The 22,692-nt window shown below is 67.2% G+C and carries 25 protein-coding genes; 10 read left to right on the top strand and 15 right to left on the bottom strand.

The features are described 5' to 3' along the window. Nucleotides 1–133 precede the first annotated feature (133 nt). From U4012_RS19530 to U4012_RS19515, 4 genes are all read left to right on the top strand, one after another. A complete protein-coding gene (locus U4012_RS19530; protein WP_321800842.1) occupies nt 134–814 on the top strand; it encodes a PspA/IM30 family protein in 681 nt (226 codons plus the stop codon). A gap of 82 nt (nt 815–896) precedes the next feature. Then, nucleotides 897–2,096, top strand: coding sequence for a tetratricopeptide repeat protein (locus U4012_RS19525; RefSeq protein ID WP_321800840.1), 1,200 nt, complete (start codon nt 897–899; stop codon nt 2,094–2,096). Between the two features lie 232 nt (nt 2,097–2,328). Beyond that, on the top strand, nt 2,329–2,760 hold the full coding sequence (mscL, locus tag U4012_RS19520; protein ID WP_006760677.1) for a large conductance mechanosensitive channel protein MscL: 432 nt from the start codon (nt 2,329–2,331) through the stop codon (nt 2,758–2,760). Between the two features lie 349 nt (nt 2,761–3,109). Then, on the top strand, nt 3,110–3,556 hold the full coding sequence (locus U4012_RS19515; protein ID WP_185500383.1) for a hypothetical protein: 447 nt from the start codon (nt 3,110–3,112) through the stop codon (nt 3,554–3,556). 46 nt (nt 3,557–3,602) lie between these two features. On the opposite strand, the gene U4012_RS19510 is transcribed toward U4012_RS19515, so the two are convergent. Then, on the bottom strand, nt 3,603–4,526 hold the full coding sequence (locus U4012_RS19510; protein ID WP_321801038.1) for an NAD(P)-dependent oxidoreductase: 924 nt from the start codon (nt 4,524–4,526) through the stop codon (nt 3,603–3,605). Nucleotides 4,527–4,663: 137 nt separating this feature from the next. On the opposite strand from U4012_RS19510, the gene U4012_RS19505 reads away from it, so the two are divergent. Then, the gene (locus U4012_RS19505) at nt 4,664–4,873 is read left to right on the top strand and encodes a dodecin (RefSeq protein WP_006755984.1); all 210 of its coding nucleotides are present in this window, start codon (nt 4,664–4,666) and stop codon (nt 4,871–4,873) included. 255 nt (nt 4,874–5,128) lie between these two features. After that, the gene (locus U4012_RS19500) at nt 5,129–6,058 is read left to right on the top strand and encodes a LysR substrate-binding domain-containing protein (RefSeq protein WP_006762467.1); all 930 of its coding nucleotides are present in this window, start codon (nt 5,129–5,131) and stop codon (nt 6,056–6,058) included. Nucleotides 6,059–6,221: 163 nt separating this feature from the next. Here the strand turns inward: U4012_RS19500 and U4012_RS19495 are convergent, their stop codons facing one another. Continuing rightward, entirely contained in the window at nt 6,222–7,640 is a 1,419-nt protein-coding gene (locus U4012_RS19495; protein WP_044843733.1) for an 8-oxoguanine deaminase, read from the bottom strand. A 493-nt stretch (nt 7,641–8,133) separates the two neighbouring features. Here U4012_RS19495 and uraH point away from each other — a divergent pair, with 493 nt between their 5' ends. After that, the gene (gene uraH, locus U4012_RS19490; protein ID WP_011657188.1) at nt 8,134–8,487 is read left to right on the top strand and encodes a hydroxyisourate hydrolase; all 354 of its coding nucleotides are present in this window, start codon (nt 8,134–8,136) and stop codon (nt 8,485–8,487) included. Nucleotides 8,488–8,540: 53 nt separating this feature from the next. Continuing rightward, nucleotides 8,541–9,734, top strand: a complete 1,194-nt coding sequence (locus tag U4012_RS19485) for a urate hydroxylase PuuD (protein ID WP_044843734.1) — start codon at nt 8,541–8,543, stop codon at nt 9,732–9,734. Between the two features lie 99 nt (nt 9,735–9,833). On the opposite strand, the gene U4012_RS19480 is transcribed toward U4012_RS19485, so the two are convergent. Further along, nucleotides 9,834–10,244: an ACT domain-containing protein gene (locus U4012_RS19480; protein WP_321800837.1), complete on the bottom strand. Its 411-nt coding sequence runs from the start codon at nt 10,242–10,244 to the stop codon at nt 9,834–9,836. Nucleotides 10,245–10,315: 71 nt separating this feature from the next. Next, on the bottom strand, nt 10,316–11,236 hold the full coding sequence (locus tag U4012_RS19475) for a LysR substrate-binding domain-containing protein (protein ID WP_321800835.1): 921 nt from the start codon (nt 11,234–11,236) through the stop codon (nt 10,316–10,318). A 133-nt stretch (nt 11,237–11,369) separates the two neighbouring features. On the opposite strand from U4012_RS19475, the gene U4012_RS19470 reads away from it, so the two are divergent. Then, entirely contained in the window at nt 11,370–12,185 is an 816-nt protein-coding gene (locus tag U4012_RS19470) for an aminotransferase class IV family protein (protein ID WP_321800833.1), read from the top strand. Between the two features lie 14 nt (nt 12,186–12,199). Here U4012_RS19470 and U4012_RS19465 read toward each other — a convergent pair whose 3' ends face one another. Then, the gene (locus U4012_RS19465) at nt 12,200–12,604 is read right to left on the bottom strand and encodes a RidA family protein (protein ID WP_321800831.1); all 405 of its coding nucleotides are present in this window, start codon (nt 12,602–12,604) and stop codon (nt 12,200–12,202) included. Nucleotides 12,605–12,756: 152 nt separating this feature from the next. Between U4012_RS19465 and U4012_RS19460 the strand changes: the two genes are divergently transcribed. Further along, nucleotides 12,757–13,719 (top strand): LysR substrate-binding domain-containing protein, encoded by a 963-nt coding sequence (locus U4012_RS19460; RefSeq protein WP_321800830.1) that lies wholly within the window; start codon nt 12,757–12,759, stop codon nt 13,717–13,719. A gap of 97 nt (nt 13,720–13,816) precedes the next feature. Here the strand turns inward: U4012_RS19460 and U4012_RS19455 are convergent, their stop codons facing one another. The 10 genes from U4012_RS19455 to U4012_RS19410 form a co-directional block, all read right to left on the bottom strand. Next, nucleotides 13,817–14,329, bottom strand: a complete 513-nt coding sequence (locus U4012_RS19455) for an ureidoglycolate lyase (RefSeq protein WP_321800829.1) — start codon at nt 14,327–14,329, stop codon at nt 13,817–13,819. Next, complete coding sequence (gene alc / locus U4012_RS19450) at nt 14,326–15,339, bottom strand: allantoicase (protein WP_044843737.1); 1,014 nt, start codon at nt 15,337–15,339, stop codon at nt 14,326–14,328. Before alc ends, U4012_RS19455 begins: the two co-directional genes overlap by 4 nt. A gap of 62 nt (nt 15,340–15,401) precedes the next feature. After that, on the bottom strand, nt 15,402–15,923 hold the full coding sequence (uraD, locus tag U4012_RS19445) for a 2-oxo-4-hydroxy-4-carboxy-5-ureidoimidazoline decarboxylase (RefSeq protein ID WP_044843738.1): 522 nt from the start codon (nt 15,921–15,923) through the stop codon (nt 15,402–15,404). Further along, complete coding sequence (gene puuE, locus U4012_RS19440; protein ID WP_124520036.1) at nt 15,920–16,873, bottom strand: allantoinase PuuE; 954 nt, start codon at nt 16,871–16,873, stop codon at nt 15,920–15,922. The genes uraD and puuE overlap by 4 nt, the downstream gene beginning before the upstream one ends. Before the next feature lie 150 nt (nt 16,874–17,023). After that, nucleotides 17,024–17,860 carry an aspartate/glutamate racemase family protein gene (locus tag U4012_RS19435; RefSeq protein ID WP_321800827.1) on the bottom strand — a complete coding sequence of 279 codons (837 nt, stop codon included), beginning with the start codon at nt 17,858–17,860 and terminating at the stop codon, nt 17,024–17,026. Between the two features lie 10 nt (nt 17,861–17,870). Continuing rightward, nucleotides 17,871–19,355, bottom strand: a complete 1,485-nt coding sequence (locus U4012_RS19430) for an NCS1 family nucleobase:cation symporter-1 (RefSeq protein WP_124486209.1) — start codon at nt 19,353–19,355, stop codon at nt 17,871–17,873. 149 nt (nt 19,356–19,504) lie between these two features. Further along, entirely contained in the window at nt 19,505–20,209 is a 705-nt protein-coding gene (locus U4012_RS19425) for a GntR family transcriptional regulator (protein WP_321800823.1), read from the bottom strand. Between the two features lie 308 nt (nt 20,210–20,517). After that, nucleotides 20,518–21,456: a muramoyltetrapeptide carboxypeptidase gene (gene ldcA, locus U4012_RS19420; RefSeq protein ID WP_044843743.1), complete on the bottom strand. Its 939-nt coding sequence runs from the start codon at nt 21,454–21,456 to the stop codon at nt 20,518–20,520. 107 nt (nt 21,457–21,563) lie between these two features. Beyond that, entirely contained in the window at nt 21,564–22,145 is a 582-nt protein-coding gene (gene tadA / locus U4012_RS19415; protein ID WP_052664610.1) for a tRNA adenosine(34) deaminase TadA, read from the bottom strand. Then, nucleotides 22,142–22,543 carry a DnaJ family domain-containing protein gene (locus tag U4012_RS19410; protein WP_044843744.1) on the bottom strand — a complete coding sequence of 134 codons (402 nt, stop codon included), beginning with the start codon at nt 22,541–22,543 and terminating at the stop codon, nt 22,142–22,144. Before U4012_RS19410 ends, tadA begins: the two co-directional genes overlap by 4 nt. Nucleotides 22,544–22,692: the final 149 nt, after the last annotated feature.

The following is a 22,692-nucleotide window of genomic DNA, read 5'->3' as shown; positions in this document are numbered from 1 at the left end:
GCGCTTGAACTCCGGCGCTTAAGCCGTATTTAAGGGGCCGGCGGTGTAATATCCGCCGGCTCACGCGGGTCGGAACCGATTCGCGACGGGCATTGCCGCCGACGTGCGGCACCTTTCAACCACGGAGGATTTCATGTCGCTTTTCGACTCTGTTTCGCGCACGATCAAAGGCCTGCTGAACGATGCGGCCGACTCGGTACAGGATCCGTCGCGCGACGCACGGCAGATCGTGCGGGAGCTCGACGACAGCATCGGCCGTGCCGAGAATTCGCTGATCGAGATCGAGGCACAAGTCGCGACCCAGCGCAGCAAGCGCGATGCGGCCGACGACAAGGTGAAGAAGTACGAGGACGGCGCGAAGCGCGCGCTGCAGGCGGGCGACGAAGCGCTCGCACGCGAGGCGCTCGCCGCGCAGTCGAACGCCGAAGCCGAGCGCGATGCGCTCGCGGCCGAGCTGACGACGCTCGAGCCGTCGGTCGAGAAGCTGAAGGGGCAGATCGCCGACATGCGTCAGCGCCGCAACGACCTGAACGCACGCTCGAACATCCTGCAGGCCAAGCAGGAAATCGCGCAGGCGAAGGATGTCGCGGCAAGCGCGCTGGGCGGCATCGGCGGCAAGAACCTGTCCGAGGACTTCCAGAAGCTCGAGGACAAGGTCGCGCTGCAGAATGCGCGTTCGGACGCCCGCCTGAATTCGGCCGACACGTCGAGCGGCAAGGCGCTCGACGACAAGCTCGCCGCGTTGAACAAGGGCCCGTCGGTCGAGGACCGCCTCGCCGCGCTGAAGAAGCAGCTCGACACGCCCGCGCAGTAACGGCAGGCAACCGCGCCGCGGCCCGCCGGGCGCGCGGCGCGCACCGATCGTCAGGAGACGGGCGCCCGCGCCCGGTTCGACCATGAAGAAATCTCTCGCCGCACTCGGCTTCTCGCTGATGCTGCTGTCGTCCGCCGCCTTTGCGGTTCCGTCGCTGCAGCAAGTCGAGCAGTCGATCGCGCAACGTGACTGGCAGCGCGCCGACACGCAGCTGTCGCAAGTCATCGACGCCCATCCGAACAATGCGCATGCGCGCTATCTGTACGCACAGGTGCTGGATCGCGAAGGCCGCGCGTCCGACGCGCTCGCGCAACTGCAGCGGGCGAAGTCGCTCGATCCGCAACTGCGCTTCACCGACGCGTCGCATTTCGCGCAGACCGAATCGCGCATTCGCGCCGACGCCGCGCGCGTGAGCGGCGCGAGCGGCAACGCACCGTCGGCCACGCAGGCCGGTTCGTTGCAGTCGTCGCTCGCACCTGCCGCGCCGGTTGCGAAACACGGTCCGTCGACCGGCATGTGGATCGGCCTCGGGCTGCTCGTCGCGGTCATCGCGCTGGTGCTGCGCTGGACGTTGCGGCGCGCACGCTCGGCCGACGACAGCCGTGCCGGCGACGAACGCCGCGCGCAGTTGAAACGCGCGACCGACGTGCTGAACGACATCCGTCCGCTGAAACTCGACGCGAAACTGTCGACGGCGCCCGGTGCCGCGGCGCTCACCAGCGAACTCGAAGGCATCGAGACCGATGCACGCGCGCTCGTCGAAGCGCTGTCGAACGGCAAGAACCCGGTGCCGCCGTATCGCATCGACGAACTCGAACAGCGGCATGCGAGCGTGAAGGCGCGCGTCGAAGGCCGCCCCGATCCGAGCGCGCCGCCCGCTGCGCCCGCGAACGGCAGCGGCTCCGTGTATGCGCAGGAAGCCGATCGCGTGACCGGCATGCAAGGGCAGCCGTATCAGCAGCAACCGTACCCGCAACAGCCGTATCCGCCGCAACCGTATCCGCAACAGCAGCCGCCCGTCGTGGTTCAGCAAGGCGGCGGTTTCGGCAGCGGAATGGGCGGGCTGCTGACCGGCGTGCTGCTCGGCGAAGCGATGTCCGGCGGCCGCGAACGCGTGGTCGAACGCGACGTGATCGTCGACGACCCGCGCCGGCGCCAGGAGAACAACGATCCGGGCTTCGACCTCGGCCGCGGCGACGATTCGAACTGGAGCGACGGCAATGGCGGCGGCGGCGTCGATCTCGGCAGCAACGACGACGGCTGGACCGACGACAACACCTGAGCATGGCCCACGCGGGCGTCGACGCATCGCGCCGCGCCCGCCCCCGCGCTTTCTTTCATTTCCACTCGCGCCGGCCCGGTGATTTGTTAATCATTTCAAGATGGGCTACCGGCAATGGGGCACGTTCGCTATCATGCGGCCATCGGCGTGCCCCCGATCCGACCCATCAGACGCTTCGCAGCCCTGCGCGTCGCGGCACGCCTCCTCTCGCCCAACCAGGAGAAAGCCGCTCATGAGCATAATCAAGGAATTCAAGGAGTTCGCCGTCAAAGGCAACGTGATGGATCTCGCCGTCGGCGTGATCATCGGCGGCGCGTTCTCGAAGATCGTCGACTCGGTCGTGAAAGACCTCATCATGCCGGTCATCGGCGTGCTGACGGGCGGTCTGGATTTCTCGAACAAGTTCGTTCTGCTCGGCACCATCCCCCCGACGTTCAAGGGTAATCCCGATTCGTTCAAGGACCTGCAGGCCGCGGGCGTCGCCGCATTCGGCTACGGCTCGTTCATCACCGTGGCGATCAACTTCGTGATCCTCGCGTTCATCATCTTCCTGATGGTGAAATTCATCAACAAGCTGCGCAAGCCGGAAGAAGCGGCGCCGGCCGCGACGCCGGAAGACATCGTGCTGCTGCGCGAGATCCGCGATTCGCTCAAGCAACGCTGAGCACCGCGCCACGCTGCGACTGCCGGGCCCGCCATGTGCGGGCCTTTTTCATGGGCACGCATTGTGCACCGTCGTGCGAGCGCCTATCTCACTTTTTTGTGACGCGCGAATGCACGCGCGGGAAAAGCAGGTCTATGATGGAGACTAAACGACAGTACGGGCGCCAAGACGCTGGCTGTGTCGATCATCGTGGCATGCGGGTCGACGGGAGACATTGATCGTCGTACCGCACGAGTGCGGAGTGCAGCATTTTCGTGTGCTATAAAGGATCGACATGCGGCGTACATAGCCGGGAGTGGGTCGCATGAAAGTGCCGCATTTCTTGCAATTGTTTTTCAGGCGAGTGTTTATGTCCTTCCCGAAAAAACGTCGACGTGCGCAACAGGATGGCCAGGAGTCCTTCCTCGCGGTATTGCGCCATTCGAAACCGTTCGCGCAGCTCGACACCAAGATTGCCCGCGCCCGTGCGCAGGACGAACCCGTCCTCTATGCGCACGTGCTACCCGGCCTCGACGTGCTTCTGTGCAGCGTGCGCGGCGCACAGCCGCCCTATCCGGCCATCGCCGAACTGCGCAAGCGCTGCCTCGAATCGATCGCCAACGCACTCGAACAGCCGCTCGACGGCCTCGAGAACGGCGGGTACTGGTACGAGGCGAACGGCTTCGGCTTCCTCGTGTTCGCGAGCCGCGCCCGCGCGCGTATCCTGCCCGAATTTGGTGCAGGCACGAAAGCGAGCCTGCGCGGCGGGCTCGGACGCCAGAACGCCGGCGACACGACACCGCGCTCCCTCGGCTGAACCGACACCGACACGATGGGCCGCCTCCGGGCGGCCCATCGGTCATTCAGCTTCCCGCTTCAGCGTCGCGGCGCGCTCGCTGCGCCGTCCCGCGCCCGTTGCCGGGCCGGACGATGTCGATGAACGCGGCGAAATCGGCGCCGGCAAGCCCCTGCGCGGCGCCCAGGCGCAGCACCTGCTGCACCGTGGCCGATACGGGCATCACCGCGCCCGTATCGCGCGCGGCATCGGCGATCGCATCGACATCCTTCTGGAACGTGCTGAGCGCGCCGATCGGCGCGTGACCGCCTGACGTCATGCGCGGCACGAAGGTCTGCAGCAGCACCGAATCGGCCCAGCCGCCCGCCAGCGCGTCGGCCAGACGCGCGGCGTCGATGCCGCTCGCCTGGGCCAGGCCGACAGCTTCCGCGATCGCGGTCACCGTCGCGGTGACGATCGCCTGGTTGCACAGCTTCGCGGTCTGGCCCGCGCCAGCGTCGCCCATGTGCGTGACGCGCGACGCGTAGGTGTCGATCAGCGGTCGCACCGCAGCGAGGTCGGCCGCGCCGCCGCCCGCCATCACCGCAAGCGTGCCGGCCTGCGCGCCGGGCACGCCGCCCGACACCGGCGCATCGATCCAGCCGACGCCGAGCGCGGCGGCACGCGCCGCGTAGTCGCGCGTCGCGGCAGGCGGAATGCTCGAGTGATCGACGATGCGCTTCAGGCGGCGTGCATGCGCATCGCCGGCAAACAGCCCGTGCTCGCCGAACGCGACGTCGCCGACCGCACGGCCGTCGAGCACGCACACGAACACCGTGTCGACGCGCTCGGCCAGTTCGCGCGGCGTGTCGACCACCTGCGCACCGTCCTTTTCAAGCGCCTCGGCCTTGCCGCGCGTGCGGTTCCATACGCTGACCCGGTGGCCCGCCGCCAGCAAATGCCGAATCATCGGCGCGCCCATCAATCCCGGTCCGCAAAATCCGACTTCCACGATCTTCCTCGTCTCCAATTGAGGTTGCACTTGCCGCCCATCATACCTATCACTCAAGAAGCCGGACACGCGCGGCGCCGCTTCGGGCCCGCCGCTTGCGCCGGCCGCACACACACCGACATCCCAGGGAGCGCATCATGAGCGACCACGTCTACAAGCTGATCGAACTGACCGGTTCGTCGCGGCAATCGTGCGACGACGCCATCCGCAACGCGATCTCGAAAGCCGGCAAGACGCTGCACAACCTGCACTGGTTCCAGGTGACCGAAACGCGCGGCCACATCGAAGGCGACCAGGTCATCCACTGGCAGGTCACGCTGAAAGTCGGCATGCGCATCGACGACTGACGCACGCGTGTCACGCGCGGTGCCCTGACCACCGGATGCGTGCAATGCGCATCCGCGCGGTACCGCGCACGCCCGCATTCCGCCCCCTTCACCCGTTCCCGCTTCGGCCCTTTTCAGCCCGCTTCAGCCCGCTTGGCGAGGCCCGGCGACGGGTGTCTGCGGGTATCCATCTCTTGACGCTGACTTTCGTTCATATTAAAAACCATATACCCACCTCCCCCATCGATCAGCCCAGCCATATAAACCGGAGAAATCATGAGTCAGCAACGCGAGGCGATCGACACGTACCTCTTGCGCGTCTTGCACACCTTGTTGATGGAGCGCAGCGTCACGCGCGCGGCCGTCAAACTGAACCAGTCGCAACCGGCGATCAGCGCCGCGCTGCGGCGCCTGCGCGACATCACCGGCGACCCGCTGCTGGTGCGCGGCAAGTCCGGCATGGTCCCGACCGAATACGGGCTGCGCCTGCTCGAGCCGGTGCAGAACGCACTGCGTGAAATCGAGCGCATCAAGTTCCAGCAGCACAATTTCGACCCGGCCACGTCGATCCGCTGCTACCGGATCGGCTGCCCCGACTACCTGAACGTGCTGTTCGTGCCGACCGTCGTCGAACGCTTCCGCCAGGCGGCGCCGAATGCGACGCTCGAGTTCCATTCGCTCGGCCCCGCGTTCGATTACGAGCTCGCGCTGGAAGACGGCAAGCTCGACATCGTCGTCGGCAACTGGCCCGAGCCGCCCGAGCAGTTGCATCTGTCGAACCTGTTCGTCGACGAAATCGTCTGCCTGATGAGCAACACGCACCCGTTCGCGAAGCGCGGCGGGCTCACGCTCGACCAGTACCTGAACGCACCGCATCTCGCGCCGACGCCGTACTCGGTCGGCCAGCGCGGCGCGATCGACGTGCATCTCGCGCGCGAACGGCTCAAGCGTCACGTGGTCGTCACGCTGCCGTACTTCAACCTCGCGCCGTACGTGCTGGTGAAGTCCGACCTGATCTTCACGACGACGCGCCTGTTCGCCGATCATTATGCGAAGTTCCTGCCGCTGTCGGTCGTGCCGGCACCGCTCGACTTCCCGCCGATGCAGTATTACCAGCTGTGGCACGAACGCTGCCACTACTCCGACGAAGTGCGCTGGCTGCGCAGCCTCGTCGCCGAAGCGACCCGCACGCTGATCGAGGCGTAAGCGCATGCGACGCGCGCGCCGGCCACGCCGTTGCGGGTTGGCCCGGGGTGACGCGCGGCGCGGCGCTTGGCGGCATCAGCCTCAGCCTCAGCCTCAGCCGTAGCCACGGCCGCGCGCCCGATCCGCGGCGTGCGGGCGCGGCCTTCACCTCACGTCGACGCGGTCAGCGCGACGCCTCCACGAGTGCCTGTGCCAGCGCGTTGTGGCGCTCGATGACCGGCGGCAGGTCGAGCGTCGCGAGCCGCCCTTCCCGCACCACCACCTTCCCGTTCACCACCGTGTACGCCGTCTGCGACGGCGCGCAGAACACGAGCGCCGCGACCGGATCGTGCAGCGCGCCCGCGAACAGCGGCTGGCGCAGGTCGAACGCGGCGAAGTCCGCCGCCATGCCGGGCTTCAGCGCGCCGATGTCGTCGCGGTTCAGCACCTTCGCGCCGCCCAGCGTCGCGATCTCGAGCGCTTCGCGCGCGGTCATCGCATCAGGCCCGAAACCGACCCGCTGCAGCAGCAGCGCCTGCCGCACTTCCGCGACCATCTGCGCGCCGTCGTTCGACGCGGAGCCGTCGACGCCGAGGCCGACCGGCACGCCCGCCAGACGCATCTTCCGCACCGGCGCGATGCCCGACGCGAGCCGCATGTTCGAGCACGGACAGTGCGCGACGCCGGTGCCGGTGCGCGCGAACAGGCCGATCCCCGCATCGTCGAGCTGCACGCAGTGCGCGTGCCACACGTCGTGGCCGACCCAGCCGAGATCTTCCGCGTATTCGGCAGGCGTCATCCCGAACTTCTCGCGGCTGTACGCAATGTCGTTGACGTTCTCGGCCAGGTGCGTGTGGAGCGACACGCCGTAGTCGCGCGCCAGCACGGCCGCGTCGCGCATCAGGCCGCGGCTCACCGAGAACGGCGAGCACGGCGCGACGACCACCCGCAGCATCGCGTAGCGGCCTTCGTCGTGATAGGTCTCGATCAGGCGCTGCGCATCGCGCAGGATGTCGGGCTCGCGCTCGACGACCGAATCGGGCGGCAGCCCGCCGTCGCGCTGGCCGACGCTCATCGCGCCGCGGCTCGCGTGAAAGCGCATGCCGATCCGCTGCGCGGCGCCGATGCTGTCGTCGAGCCGGCTGCCGTTCGGATAGATGTACAGATGGTCGCTCGACGTCGTGCAGCCCGACTGCAGCAGCTCGGCCATCGCGGTCAGCGTCGACACCTCGATCATCTCGGGCGTCAGGTGCGCCCAGATCCGGTACAGGTTCGTGAGCCAGCCGAACAGCTCGGCGTTCTGCGCGGCCGGCACCGCGCGCGTGAGGCTCTGGTACATGTGATGGTGCGTGTTCACGAGCCCCGGGATCACGAGGTGGCCGCGCAGGTCGAGCACTTCGTCCGCAGTATCGGGCAGCTCGGCGCTCGGGCCGACCGCGACGATCCGGTTGTCTTCGATATAGAGCCCCGCGTCGCGCAGTTCGCGGCGCGTGTCGTCCATGGTCACGAGCACGTCGGCGTGCTTGACCAGCAGGGTTTTTGGGCGGGATGAGGATGGGTGCGGCGCGCGTGCGTGCGCGCCGGAGTGCTGCTCGGGATTCATGCGTTCTCCGCGTCGGTCAGCCCTTTCGGGCGGTCGCAAAGCCGTTCGAACGCTGATTCGCGGCACGCCCCGGTGCCTGCGTCCGTTCGAACGCCCTGGCCCGGTTACCCGGCGTGCTCGCCGTCTTCGGGGTGCACACCGGCCTCGGGCCGACGCGCACGGCGGGAGGATCGCCGATGCGCGCGCGCCGCACAATGCGCGACGCCGAATACTGCGCTTCACGGTTTCGATATGGTACGCGCGCGGGCCGTGCAGCGGCCCGCCGGGCGCGGCGCGGCGGGTTTTTTCCCGCCGTCGACAGCGGTTCATGCGCGGCGCATTATCTTTGATATCGCGCCCGTATTTGCGCGGGGAACCTTTTTACAATGCCTGCACGGCGCTCGCTTCAATCTCGCCGACGGGTATGTAGCCACGTGACGTGGAGCCTCGATCCGCCGCACAGTCATGGATCGAGTCGCCGCCGAACCTCGCATTCACACAAGGACAATTGCGAATGGGAAAGCTCACTACCCACGTACTCGATACGGCGCACGGTCGTCCCGGCGCCGCCATCAAGGTGGACCTCTACGCGCTGGACGGCGAATCGCGCCGCGCGATCAAGACCGTGCTGACCAATAGCGACGGCCGCTGCGACGAACCCCTGCTCGAAGGTGCCGCGCTCGCCGCCGGCGAATACGAACTCGTGTTCCATGCCGGCGACTACTTCGCGTCGCTCGGCGTGAAGGTGCCCGAACCGCGCTTCGTCGACCGCGTCGTGCTGCGCTTCGGCATCGCCGACACCGCATCGCACTACCACGTGCCGCTGCTCGTGTCGCCGTGGTCGTACAGCACCTATCGCGGCAGCTGACACACGCATCGGCGCCCGCATCAAAGACAACGATCTGAGTCTGGAGGAGTTTCATGGAAGGCTTCATCACCGACTGGCTGAACCTCGCGCTGCGATGGCTGCACGTCATCGTCGCCATTGCGTGGATCGGCGAGTCCTTCTATTTCGTCGCGCTCGACAACAGCCTGAAACCGCCGACCGACGCGAACCAGCGCAAGCGCGGCGTGTTCGGCGAACTGTGGCACGTCCACGGCGGCGGTTTCTACAACATGCAGAAGTACACGGTCGCCCCGCCGGAAATGCCGGATGACCTGCACTGGTCGAAGTGGCCGTCGTACACGACCTGGCTGTCGGGCTTCTCGCTGTTCTTCGTGCTGTACCTGCTCGCGCCGAACACCTACCTGATCGACAAGAGCGTGCTCGACATGGGCCCGGTGGTCGCCGTCGCGTCCGCGCTCGGCTTCCTCGCGGCCGGCTGGATCGTCTACGACTCGCTGTGCCGCATCCTCGGCACCAACGATCGCGTGCTGGGCATCTGCGTCGGCCTCTACGTCGTCGTCGCCGCGTACCTCGCGTGCCACATCTTCTCGGGCCGTGCGGCGTACCTGATCGTCGGCGCGATGCTCGCGACGATCATGTCGGCGAACGTGTTCTTCGTGATCATCCCCGGCCAGCGCAAAATGGTCGACAAGATGCTCAAGGGCGAGGAGCCGAACCCGATCTACGGCAAGCGCGGCAAGCAGCGCTCGGTGCACAACACGTACTTCACGCTGCCGGTCGTGTTCGCGATGCTGTCGAACCACTATGCGATGACGTACACGAACAAGTTCAACTGGGTCGTGCTCGTGCTCATCATGCTGGCCGGCGCGCTGATCCGTCAGTTCTTCGTGATGCGTCACCGCGGCAAGCAGCTGTGGTACCTGCCGATCGGCGGCGTCGCACTGCTGTCGGGCGCGCTGGTGTGGACGATGCCGAAGCCGGTCGCACCGGAAGCGCAAGCGGCGAACGCACCGAAGATCGTGATCAACGACATCATGCCGATCCTGCAGCAGCGCTGCGTCGAGTGCCACTCGGCCAAGCCAACGCTGATGGGCAGCGCACCCGCCGGCGTGATGTTCGACACGCCGGACGAAGTGTCGAAGAACGCGCAGCGCATCTACGAACAAGCCGTGCGCCTGAAGGCGATGCCGATCGGCAACGTCACGCACATGACCGACGACGAGCGCGTGAAGCTCGCCGCCTGGTTCGAGGGTGGCGCGGCCAAGTAAGCCGCGGTGTGCCGGCTATCAATTGCCGGCGCGATCCTCTCCGTTCGCGGGCCCGGAAACGGGCCCGTTTTTTTGCGGGTGCGAAATGCGCGTCGTACGCTAGCCGCGCATCGCGTCGCGCTGCAGCGCGACGAGCGCATCGACCGCGCGCGGGCCGTCGTCGAACGGCACGAAGATGTGATCGTGATACGCGGCGGCCATCACGTTGCAGCTGATGCCGGCCGCGCCGAGCGCCCGCGCGAATGCAGCCGTGAGGCCGACGGCCGCGAGGTCGGAGTGCACGGTCAGCGTGATCCATGCCGAGCGGAACAGCACTGGCCAGCCGCGACGTGCCGCTGTTTCTTCGTCGACGACGACCGTCAGCCCTTCCGCTTCGCGGAACGTCGCAATGACTTCGGACAACGATACATCTGCATCGGCCGGCAGCGACACAAAGGCGAACGCGCCCGGATGCAGTTCGGGTTGCATCGTGCGCAGCAGGACCATGAGGTCGTTTTCAGGTTGGCTCATCGGAGGGGCGCGCCCGGAACCGGACGTCGTGCGGTGGCGATGCGGGCACGATAGCATGCGTGCCGCCACCGCTACGCATGCGCGATCGCCACTTCGTCCGCGAGCCAGTCACGCAATGCAACGATACGTGAATCGTCCTGCGTGTGCGCCGGATACACGACGTGATACGCGAGCCCCGGCGCCACCTCGACGTTCACGTCGAACAACCGCACGAGGCGCCCGTCCGCCAGATCACGCGCGATCATGTGCGGCTCCGCCAGCCCGACCGTCGTACCGTCCATCACGGCCTGCACGACATGGCTCGAATCCGGAAACGCGACACACCGGCTGTCGTCGAAACCGTCGATGCCGGCCGCCGCCATCCAGGCCGACCAGCGCGGCCAGACCACGCCGTCGACTTCACAGTCGGCGTGGCACAGCGTGTGGCGCAGCAGGTCGCGCGGCTTGCGTAACGGCGGGCCGACCGACAACAGCGCGGGGCTGCCGATCGCGACGACCGACGTGCCGAACAGGCGCTGCGTATACGCGTCGCGATAACGCCCGGTGCCGAAGCGGATCGCGACATCCACATCGTCGCCGTCGAAATCGCGCAAGCGATCGGTGATGTCGAACGTCAGTTCGAGCGCCGGATGCGCGGCCTTGAATCGCGGCAGGCGCGGCAGCAGCCAGTGCGTCGCGAAGCGCGCGCCGACCGACACGCGCAGTTCCGTCTGTTCGCGCGCGAGGCGCCGCGCCCGTGCGGTCGCGTGCCGGAGGCCCGCCAGCGCATCCGCAGCGGCCGCGGCCAGCAACGCGCCGGCCTGCGTCAGCCGGATGCTGCGGCTCGTGCGGACGAACAGTTCCATGCCGAGTTGCGCCTCGATCTCCCTGATCTGGTGACTGACGGCTGCCGGCGTCAGTCCGACCTCGTCGGCCGCCCGCGAAAAATTCAGGTGCCGCGCCGCCGCATCGAACGTCCTCAGCGCGCGCGTACCGGGCCACATGCGTTCCATCGATCTTCAAAAAGAATTTGATGACGGTTCCAAAACTACTCGTTTTTCATGACGCCATCAATCGGCAAACAATAGGCTTTCTTGAAGATGCCGCGCGCCACCCCGTGCCCGCGGCCAACCTGGAGATTCGCCGATGTCCGCTGCACCGTTCCCGTCCGTAGTCCAGATCAACGGCGTAGCCGCTACACCCGATGCGCTCGCCGCGCTGGCATTCGCGGGTCACGCGCATTTCACCGCGATGCAGATCCGCGAAGGCCGCGTACGCGGGCTCGACCTGCACCTCACGCGCTTGCGCGACGCGTCCAACGCGTTGTTCAGTCATGCACTGCCCGACGAGCGGATACTCACGTTCCTGCGCGCCGCGCTCGATCGCGCACCGTCGGCACTGTCGCTGACCGCGACGATCCATGCGACGACGGGCGAATTCGTCGCGCCGCGCGACGACGAAGTGCTCGACGTGCTGGTACGCACCGCCCCGCCGTCGTCGGGGCCGGTCGGCCCGCTCGATTTCGCGCTGTTCGAACACGAGCGCGTGCTGCCTGGCATCAAGCACGTCGGCGAAGTCGCGAAGACACACTTCCTGCGCCGTGCGGTCGCGCAGGGTTTCGACGATGCGGCGTTCATCGATCGTCAGGGGCGCATCAGCGAAGGCTCGATCTGGAATCTGGTGTTCTGGACCGGCGATTCGGTCGTGTGGCCGGCGGCCGACATGCTCGGCGGCGTCACGATGGGCATCCTGCGCCGGCAACTGGCCCACCTCGGCATCGCACAGCACGACCGCGAAGTGACACCGGCCGACCTGCCGTCGATGGCCGGCGCCGTCGTGATGAATTCGTGGACGCCGGGTATCGCCGTGCGCAGGCTCGGCACGGCGACGCTGCCCGATTCGTCATCGCTCGCCGCGCTGCTGCATCGCGCCTATGAACAGGAGCCGCCCCTCGCGCCGTGACGCGCACGCCCGGCTTACCCGTCGACCGTCTCCGGCAGCCGCGCGATCACCTTGATCTCGAACTGGAAGCCGTACAGCCAGGTCACGCCGACGGCGGTCAGCGTCGGATGCGGCGCATCGCCCCAGTATTCGGGGACGATCTCCCAGATCCGCTCGAACGTCGCCTCCGGATCGACGAGGAACACCGTGACGTCGACGACATCGTCGAACGTGCAACCGGCCGCACGCAGCACCGCATTCAGGTTGTCGAACGCGCGGCGGACCTGCGCGGCCAGTTCCGGCTCGGGCGAACCGTCGTCGCGGCCGCCGACCTGCCCGGACACGAACAGGAAACCGTTCGAACGCACGGCCGGCGAATAGCGGTTGCGGTCGTACAGCGCCTGGCGACCCGGCGGAAAAACTACGCTACGCTTTGTCACTCAACACCTCCATCGGTCTGCGGGGCGAAACCGCCCCTGTATCAACGATGAAAGCACTTTAAGGACCGTTGCCGGGGGGATAAACCGGCAACCTTGTCCAACACTGTTTGCGCCCTCCAAACAATGTCCGAGCAACGCGGAGCCCTGACCCGATGGATCGATTCGACGCAATGAAGGCGTTCGCCCGCGTGGTGGAAGCCGGCAGCTTCACGAAAGCGGCCGACACGCTGCACATGAGCCGCACCACCGTCACGCAACTGGTGCAGCAGCTCGAAGCGCGACTGCGCGTGAAGCTGTTCAACCGCACGACGCGCAAGGTCGTCGTCACGGCCGACGGCGCCGCGTATTACGACCGCGTCGTGCGCCTGCTGGCCGACATGGACGATGCCGAAACGAGCCTGTCCGCCGCGTCGGCATCGCCACGGGGGCGGCTGCGCGTGGACGTGCCGAGCCCGTTCGCGCGCCTGATACTGATCCCCGCGCTGCCCGTGTTCCATGCGCGTTATCCGGACATCCAGCTCGACCTGAGTGTGAGCGACCGCGTGGTCGACGTGATCGGCGAGAACGTCGACTGCGTCGTGCGCGGTGGCGAGCCGACCGACCGCTCGCTGGTCGCGCGTCGCGTCGGCGACCTTCGGCTCGGCGTGTACGCGTCGCCGGCCTATCTCGCGCGCGCCGGCACACCGCTGCATCCGGGCGAACTCGAAGACACGCATCACCGCATCGTCGGCTTTCTGTGGGCACGCACCGGCAAGGCGTTGCCGTTTGCGATGGAGCGTGACGGCGAGCAGATCACCGTACGCGGACGCTACGTGCTCGCGGTCGACGACGGCAATGCGTATCTCGAAGCCGGTCTGGCGGGGCTCGGCATCCTGTGGCTGCCTGACTACATGGCCGCCGCGTATCGCGAACGAGGCGAACTGGTGCCGCTGTTCGAGCCATGGCAACTCGAACCGATGCCGATGTACGTCGCGTTCCCGCCGAACCGCCACGTCAGCGCGAAGCTGCGTGTCTTCGTCGACTGGGTCGACAGCCTGATGGCGCAGCATGCGCCGGTCTCGAACCGGCGTCGCGGCGGCGGTTCGCGCGACACGCGCAAAGCCGTCGCAACCTGAGTCGGGAGAAAGCGACCGCACGTAAAAAAACCCGCGCACGTTGCGCGGGTTTCGGCAGGTAGGCAAACCGCCTGTCAGTCGCGAGTACGCCGGCGACTCAGGCCGTCAGCGCGTGCAGCGCGTCCTCGGTGAGCCACAGCGATTCCAGCAGGTCCTGCTCGTTCAGGTTCAGCCCGTCGCCGCCGCGGTCGACGACGATGAAGTCGCTGACACCGCCCAGCGCGATCAGCGGGTGATGCCACACACCCTTCGCATAATTGACGCCCTGCCAGCCGCTCGTCACGAACGCGCGGATCTTCGACGGATCGAGATCGCCGGCCGGCGCGACGACGACGAGATACGGCTGGTCGTTCAGCGGCACGAACGCCTGGCTGCCGAGCGGATGGCGCTCGAGCATCTTCACCTCGAACGGCAGCGTGCGCGGCTGGCCGCGGAACAGGTTGACGAGCGTGCGGCCTTCTTCGTCGCTCACGTCGACCTTCGCAAGATCGTGAAAGCGGATCGTCGTGCCGAGATTGATCGGAATCTGCTTCGCGCCTTCGGTTTCGATCACGTCGCCGAACGCCGCGAAGGCTTCCTTGGTCAGCGGTTCGATTGCGAGCGTCTTCATTTGTCGAGCGTCCCCCACAGACGCAGGCGCGATACGCCGCCGTCCGGAATGATGTTCAGGCGCACGTGGGTCACCGGGCCCAGCGATGCGATCTCGTGTTCAAAATAGTGCTGCTTGTCCATCTGCAGCTTCTGTTCGCCGAGCAGCACCGGCCAGAACATCGACTGCGTGATCAGCGAGCTGTCGGTGCCGCCCGACACGTACGCGGCCTGGATCGAGCAGCGATCCGGATAGTTGCCCTTGAAGAACGCGGTGTCGACTTCGATCTTGCGGATCACGCCCGGCTGCGCGAGCGCGATGATCGCCCAGTCGTTGCCCGGCTCGCGGCGACGGCGGGTTTCCCAACCGTCGCCCATGTTCACGCCGCGGCCCGGCAGCAGCAGGTTCGACGCAACGCCGAAGTGCTGGTTGTTCGCTGCCACCACGTAACCGCCGTTCTCCATCGCCGCGAGGTCGAACTGCTCGGTCGCGCTGGCGCCGGCCCAATCGAGCTGCGGCTGGCCGTACACGCGCAGGCGCGCGATGCCGCCGTCCGGATAGATGTTCACGCGCAGGTGCGTGAACGCGCGCGCGTCGCTCGCCGCGACGTAGTGGTGGCTGTTGCCTTGCAGCGTCGTCGACGGCACGATTTCGACCCATTCGGTCGCGTGCGTCGGCGCGCCGTCGGCCACGTACGCGGCCTCGATCGACGCGGCCGGCGGGAAGTTGCCGGTGAAGTGGCTCGTGTCGATGTCGAAGCCCTTGATCACGCCCGGACGCGCGAGCTTGACGATGCACCAGTCGTAGCCCGTCGTGCGCTTGCGACGCGTCTCCCAGCCGTCCATCCACTTGCCGTGGTCGTCGTACTTGCCGGGGATGAACACCGCCGGCTCGGGGTTCAGCATCCGCTCCTTCGGCGCGAAGAAGTCGTCGCTGGCCTCGAGCGCCTGCGCACCGAGACGCGGGTCGGCGAGGTTCACGTAGCGCCGCGTGAAGTCGGGTGCGTCGGGATCGAGAAGCGGAACAGCCATGATGTTTCCTTGTTTCAGTGATGCGATCAGGCCGCTGCGACGCAGCAGGCCGTCGTGATGTGTCAGGCGTCGATCAGGTCGTCGAGGCGAAAGCGCGCGATCCGGTAGATCTGGTCGAGGCTCGCACGCAGCTCCTCGGTGCGCGAATGATTCACGCGCGACTCGAAGTTCGCGATGATGCCGTGCCGATCATAGCCGCGCACCGCGAGGATGAACGGGAAACCGAACTTCTCGCGATACGTGCGGTTCAGCGTCAGCAGCTTGTCGAACTCTTCCTGCGTGCACTGGTCGAGACCCGCGCCGCTCTGCTCGCGCGTCGACTCGGCCGTCAGCTCGCCGCGCACGGCAGCCTTGCCGGCCAGCTCCGGGTGGGCATTGATCAGTGCGAGCTGGCGGACTTCGCCGCCCGTCTCCACCGCGTTCGACATCGTCTCGTGCAGCGCGTCGATGCTCGCGAACGGCCGCTTGCCCGCGGCGACCTCGGCCACCCACGGCGAATGTTCGAAGATCCCCGACAGCGCCGCGACGAATGCGCTCGGCGCCATCGTGTTCAGTTGCTCCAACGTGTAACGCATCGCCTTCATGCTTTCCCTTCGTTTCGATGACTGGGCTGGTACGGATGATGTTCGCGCCAATGACGCGCGATATCGACACGCCGCGTCACCCATACGCGATCGTGCTTCTCGATGTGATCGAGGAAACGCTGCAGCCCGCGGAAACGCCCCGGCCGGCCGAGCAGCCGGCAGTGCATGCCGATCGACAGCATCTTCGGCGCGTCGTCGCCCTCCGCGTACAGCACGTCGAACGCGTCGCGCAGGTACTCGAAGAAGTGGTCGCCGGTGTTGAAGCCCTGCGGCGTCGCGAAGCGCATGTCGTTCGTATCGAGCGTGTACGGAACGATCAGCTGCGGCGACGTGCTGCCGCCCGACACCTCGACATCCATCCAGAACGGCAGGTCGTCGCCGTAGTTGTCGGAGTCGTACAGGAAGCCGCCGTATTCCGCGACGAGGCGGTGCGTGTTCGGGCTGTCGCGGCCGGTGTACCAGCCGAGCGGACGCTCGCCCGTCACGCGCTCGATCGCTTCCATCCCGAGGCGCATGTGCTCGGCCTCGAGCTCGGGCGTCATGCTCTGGTAGTGGATCCAGCGCCAGCCGTGGCACGCGATCTCATGGCCGAGCTCGACGAAGGCACGCGCGAGTTCCGGATGACGCTCGATCGCCATGCCGACACCGAACACCGTCAGCGGCAGCCCGCGCTTCTCGAATTCGCGCAGGATGCGCCACACGCCCGCACGCGAACCGTACTCGTAGATCGACTCCATGCTCATGTGGCGGTCCGGATAGGCGGCCGCGCCGACGATTTCGGACAGGAACTGCTCGGAGCCCGGATCGCCGTGCAGCACGCAATTCTCGCCGCCCTCCTCGTAGTTCAGGACGAATTGCACGGCGACGCGGGCGCGCCCGGGCCAGTTCGCCTGCACGGGATGGCGGCCGTAGCCGATCAGGTCGCGAGGATAGTTGGGATCGAGTGACATGGGTTCGAAGTGCCGCGAAAGCGTGCTGAAATAATGGGTTCGCATCGACCCGCGCGGGTGCCGGAGGCCGGCCGCACGGGCCGATGCGATGACGGCCCAGTGTAGCGAAAAGGTTCATACGCGCCCATACAGCGGCGCAGATAGTGCAGGTCAGACGGCGTGTATGTGCGGTTGCGGCAAAGCCGGGACCGGTTCCGGTGCGGCGCTCCCGCTGCGCGCCGTGGCGGCGGCCGGCGTGGCCGACGACGCATCCCCCGGCGGGCTGAAATGCGCGAATTCGCCGTCGTAGCGCTTCGGCAGCGGCCGCGCATAGTCGCCGCGCTTCGCAGTCGCGAGGCGCAGCGCGACGAGCGCCTCGGCCCACTTGACGGCTGCCGTGACACCTTCCACGACCGGCGCGCCGATCTGCTGCTCGATCTCGTGCGCGAATTCGGCCATCCCGGCACAGCCGAGGACGATCGCGTCGGCACCGTCCTCGTCGAGCGCGCGCCGGCATTCGTCGACGATGATCCGCCGCGCGGCCGAACCGGGCCGGTCGAGCTCGAGCACCGCGACGTCGGTCGCCCGCACGTTGCGGCAGAACCGCTTCATCCCGTAGCGCTCGGCGAGATGCCATGCCATCCCGCAAGTGCGCGCGAGCGTCGTGACGACCGAGAAGCCCGGCGCGAGCACGCTCGCCGCGTGCATCGCCGCCTCGGCGATCCCGATCACGGGCCCGCGCGCGAGTTCGCGCGCCGCATACAGGCCCGGGTCGCCGAAACACGCGATCACGTACGCATCGCAGCCGTCACGCTCGCCCTGCGCGATCTCGGCGAGCAGCCCGGGCGTCGCGAGCGCTTCGTCGTAATAGCCTTCGATCGACGGCGGCCCCATCGGCGGGCTCACCGCGACGATCTCGGTGCCTGCCGCCGCGACTTCGCGCGCGCAGCGGCCCATCGCATCGGTCATCCGCTGCGTCGTGTTCGGATTGATCAGCTTGATCTTCATCGCGCGCTCCTCAGGCCTTCGTGCTCGCGAGCAGCCGGTAGAACACGAAGCCGAGCCCCGCGCCGATGAACCACGAGAAGTTCGCGGCGGCCTGCCAGCCCGGCACCATCACGCAGACGACGGCGATCACCGCGGCCGGCAGCAGCGCGGCGAGCGCGCGGCGGTTCACGCCGCCGGTGTACCAGTAGGTGCCGCGCTCCGACATGGTGTACAGGTCGTCGCGCACGAGCCGGCCGCGCTTGACGAGGTAGAAGTCGGCGATCAGCACGCCGTACAGCGGGCCGATGAACGCGCCGAGCACGTCGAGCGTGTAGTGGATCACGGCCGGGTTGTTGAACAGGTTCCACGGCGTGATGAAGATCGACGCGACGGCCGCGAGCATCCCGCCCGCGCGCCAGCTGATCAGCCGCGGCGCGACGTTCGAGAAGTCGAACGCGGGCGACACGAAGTTCGCGACGATGTTGATGCCGATCGTCGCGATCGTGAAGGTCAGCGCGCCGAGGATCACCGCGGTCGGATGGTCGATGCGGCCGACCGTCTCGACGGGATCGGTGATCAGTTCACCGAACACCGGCAGCGTCGCGGCGGTGGTGATCACCGTGACGAGCGAGAACGCGAGGAAGTTGACCGGCAGCCCCCAGAAGTTGCCGCGCTTCACGTCACCGAACGAGCGGCAATAGCGCGAGAAGTCGCCGAAATTGAGCATCGGCCCGGAGAAGTACGACACGACGAGCGACACGGCCGTGATCATCACCGGAATCACTTCCGCGCCGTGATACTTGACGCCGCCGAGGTTGAGGCCGATGTTGCGCCAGCCCGCGCGCCACACCATGTAGCCGGCCAGGATGAACATCACGACGTAGACGGCCGGGCCCGCGAAGTCGATGAACTTCTTGATCGTCTCCATCCCGTTCCAGAACACGAGCGCCTGCAGCACCCACAGCAGCATGAAGCCGGCCCAGCCGACCGCCGACAGCCCGAGGAAGCCGTAGCGATGGACGTCCGCGTACGGCAGCCATTGCGGAAAGAACTTCAGCACGACGATCACGAGTGCGCTGGACGCGAGATAGGTCTGGATGCCGTACCACGCGATCGCGATCAGCCCGCGGATCACGGCCGGCACGTTCGCGCCGAGCACGCCGAAGGTCGCGCGGCACGCGACCGGATACGGCACGCCGATCTGCTGGCTCGGCCGCGCGATCAGGTTGCACAGCCGGTTCACGATCGTGATGCCGACGATCAGCGCGATCAGCACCTGCCAGCTCGTCAGCCCGAGCGCGAACAGGCTGCCCGCGAACACGTAGCCGCCGACGCTGTGCACGTCCGACATCCAGAACGCGAAGATGTTGTACGAGCCCCACGTCTGATTCTTTAGTGGTGCCAAATCTTCGTTGTACAAACGTTCGCTGTAGCCGTCCGGCAACACGGGGCCGCCGCCCTCGCCGCCTTCTTCCGCCGGATACGCACTGTCGTGCGCCACACTGAACTGAGCCATGACTTCTCCTTGACGCGGCCTGGCAGCCGCTCCACCGTCATCGATATCGCTCCGGATCGTCGTCCGGAGTCGGACTGGCGGCCGGCGGCGCGAACCGCCGGCCTGCATTGCTCTCGTCGTGTGGCGCGCGGCCGGGTTCGCGTCGCCGCTCAGGCGCCGCCGAACACTTCGCGCAAATCGACCTGCCCTTGCGCGGGCCGGTCCAGCATCTTCAGTTCGACATGCTGCAGGTGGCGCGCCATCAGCGTCACCGCCCGCTTCGAATCGCCCGCTTCCAGCGCGGTCAGGATCTCGTCATGGTCGTCGCACGAGCACGGGCTGCGCCCGTGCGATTCGTACAGCGCCGACATCAGCGTCGAGCGTGCGACGAGCCCGTCGAGGCACTCGCAGAGCGTCGCGTTGCCCGTCAGCGCCGCGAGCGCCGTATGGAATTCGCCCGACAGGCGGATCCACGCCGCGAAGTCGTGCCGCTCGAACGCCTTGCGTTCCCTGTCGATCAGCGCGGCGACGCCCTTCAACCGCTTCGCGCCCGGCCCCGTCGCGAGCCGCTCGACGACGGCCAGCTCGATGATCCGGCGCATCTCGAACACCTCGTGCACGTCCTGCAGCGTCGGGCTCGCGACGAACGCACCGCGGTTCGGCTCGAGATCGACCAGCTTGTCGGCCGCGAGCTGCGAAAGCGCCTGGCGGATCGTCCCGCGCTTCACGCCGAACACGTCGCAGAGCTGCGCCTCCGTCAGCTTCGCGCCGGGCGCGAGCCGATGCTCGAGGATCGCGGTGCGGATCCGCTCGGCGATCGCTTCGGGACCGGCGGCGCCGGACGGATGGGTAGCGGAGTCGTTCATGTTCTGCATCGTGTGATGGTCCTCATCCTAGGACGGACATAAAGATTGTCAACAATTCTTTTCGGATAATGCGCACAATCGGTGTGCATCGGCCTGTGCCAGAGCGGTGCGCTGCGCCCGATATCCAGGCACGACAAGGCTCTCGTGCTTATCCACGGCGGCTCACGGTGTATACCCTCCCAGCCATTTTGTTGACAAAAATGGTGCGTGCCACGACACCAACCGGATCGGCGGCGATTAAAATTTCCGACCGTTAGTTGCGCATTTACTTAAAGAAAAAGGCGGGAAGCCCCGCCTTTCGATGGTCCGCGCCCGCCTCAGCCGAGATGCGGATAGTCCGACAGCGTGAGGCGGAAACCGTGCGCATTCGCGACGAGCTGCGCCTGCGCGCCGAACGGCAGCGTCAGCAGGTCGGGCACGTGACCGAACTGCAGCCCCGTGACGACCGGAATGCCGACCACCGAGCGCACCTGGTCGATCATCGCCTGCATGTCGTAGCCGTTGTCGTACTCGAACGGCCGCGCGCCCGTGAACTGGCCGAGCACGAGCGCCTGCTGGCGCGCGAGCAGCCCCGACAGATGCAGCTGGTAGATCATCCGTTCGATCCGGAACGGCTGCTCGTTCACGTCCTCGATGAACAGGATGCCGCCCTCGATGTCGGGCATGTACGGCGTGCCGACGAGCGACGTGAGGATCGCGAGGTTGCCGCCCCACAGCGTGCCCGTCACATTCACGGTCTGCACTTGCGGCGCCTCGGTGACGATCGTCGTGGTCGGCTGCGACAGCGTCCGCCAGAAGTGCTGCATCGTGAAATCGCTCGGCGTTTCCGCGCCGAAGTCGGCCGATAGCATCGGGCCGCCGAAGGTCTTGATGCGCGCCTTCGCGTACAGTGCGAGCTGGATCGCGGTGAAGTCGCTGTGGCCCACGAGCGCGATCGGCTGGTCGCGCAGCCGACGCTCGAGCCCGCGATAGTCGAGCCCGTGCAGGATGCGCGCGGCGCCGTAGCCGCCGCGCACCGCGAGCGCGATATCCGGCAGCGCGCGCTCCGGATCCGCGAGACGGTTCAGGTCGCCGGCCCGCTCGCCGTCGGTGCCGCCGAAGCGCTGAAAGCGACGCTGCGTCGCCTCGATGTTCTCGATGCGCTGCTGTGCGCCGCTCAGGCGCTCGAGCGCGCGGTTGATCGCATCGGGGTCGTGCGGATAACCGGACGGCGCCAGCAGGCGGATGGTGTAGGACGCGGCGGGCTGGAAGGACATGGCGAAAGATTTCGGGATCGTCAAACCTGCTTAGAGGGTCCGAACCGTCTCCGGTTCACGGAACCGCGCGGCCCGCCCCGCTCCGGGCGACAGGCACGGCGGGCGCGCTACGACGCGCCGGATGCGGCGTCGCGGGCGAGCCGTGCTTCCCGCAGCGCGCGACGGCGCTCCGCGAAGAACGATTTCAGCGCGGCGCCGCACTCGTCGGCGAGCACGCCGCCGGTCACGTCGGTATGGTGATTGAGCTGCGGATTCGCGAACGCGTCGATCACGCTGCCGCACGCGCCCGTCTTCGGGTCGGCGGCGCCGTAGACGACCCGCGCGATGCGCGCGTGCATGATCGCGCCCGCGCACATCAGGCACGGCTCGAGCGTCACGTACAGCTCGCAGCCGGGCATCCGGTAATTCTGCAGATGCTGCGCGGCCATGCGCAGCGCGGCCATTTCCGCGTGGGCCGACGGATCGTGCCCGCCGATCGGATGGTTGAAGCCGCGTGCGATCACTTCGTCGCCGCGCACGAGCACCGCGCCGACCGGCACTTCGCCGGCCGCGCGCGCCTCTTCGGCGGCAGCCTGCGCGAGCCGCATGAAATGCAGGTCGCGCGCCGACACCGGCGCGGCTTCGGGAACAGGAGCATCGGGAACGACAGCCGGTCCGGCTGCCGCGTCGGGCAACGCGTCGGCGCTCACATCGGCCCCGCTTCGGCGGGCGCGTCGTCGAGCCCGCGCTCGCACAGACGTTCCGCGATGCGCCGGCAATAGTCGCGCGGCATCACCATCGGGCCGCCGCGCAGCGATTCGAGCGCCATGTCGAGGGCGAGGATCTTCGCCTGCAGCCGGCAGCGCGCGGCGCGGTCGCTGACCGCCTGCAGTTCGTCCTGCAGGTTGCGCAGCGCGCGCAATTGCTCGACGGCCGGCGGCACGAAGCCCGCATTCTTCAGGATACGGTTGGCCACCCGCACCTCCTCGGGTACGAGCAGGTCGTCATCCAGCGCCTGCGGCGCGCCGGTACCCGGCAAATCGTCGAACTCGCCCCGCGCGGCGGCGGCGGCAATGCGTTGTTCGACCAGTGCGTCAAGCAATCTCATCAGTCAATCGGAACAAATGCGGCAGCCGAATTCTAGCAGGGTGACGTGCGTATGACAGGCCCTTCGAACGCATGCTCGATATTGTGTTTTTAGGGGCCGAATCGGCGCGCATGCGTGCCGATCGCCGCGACTTGCCGCTGTGCTGCGCC

It is taken from the genome of Burkholderia sp. BCC1988 (assembly GCF_905339895.1).
Lineage (GTDB): Bacteria > Pseudomonadota > Gammaproteobacteria > Burkholderiales > Burkholderiaceae > Burkholderia.
The sequence above is the reverse complement of the archived record's forward strand: the minus strand, read 5'-3'. Positions and strand labels throughout refer to the sequence as shown.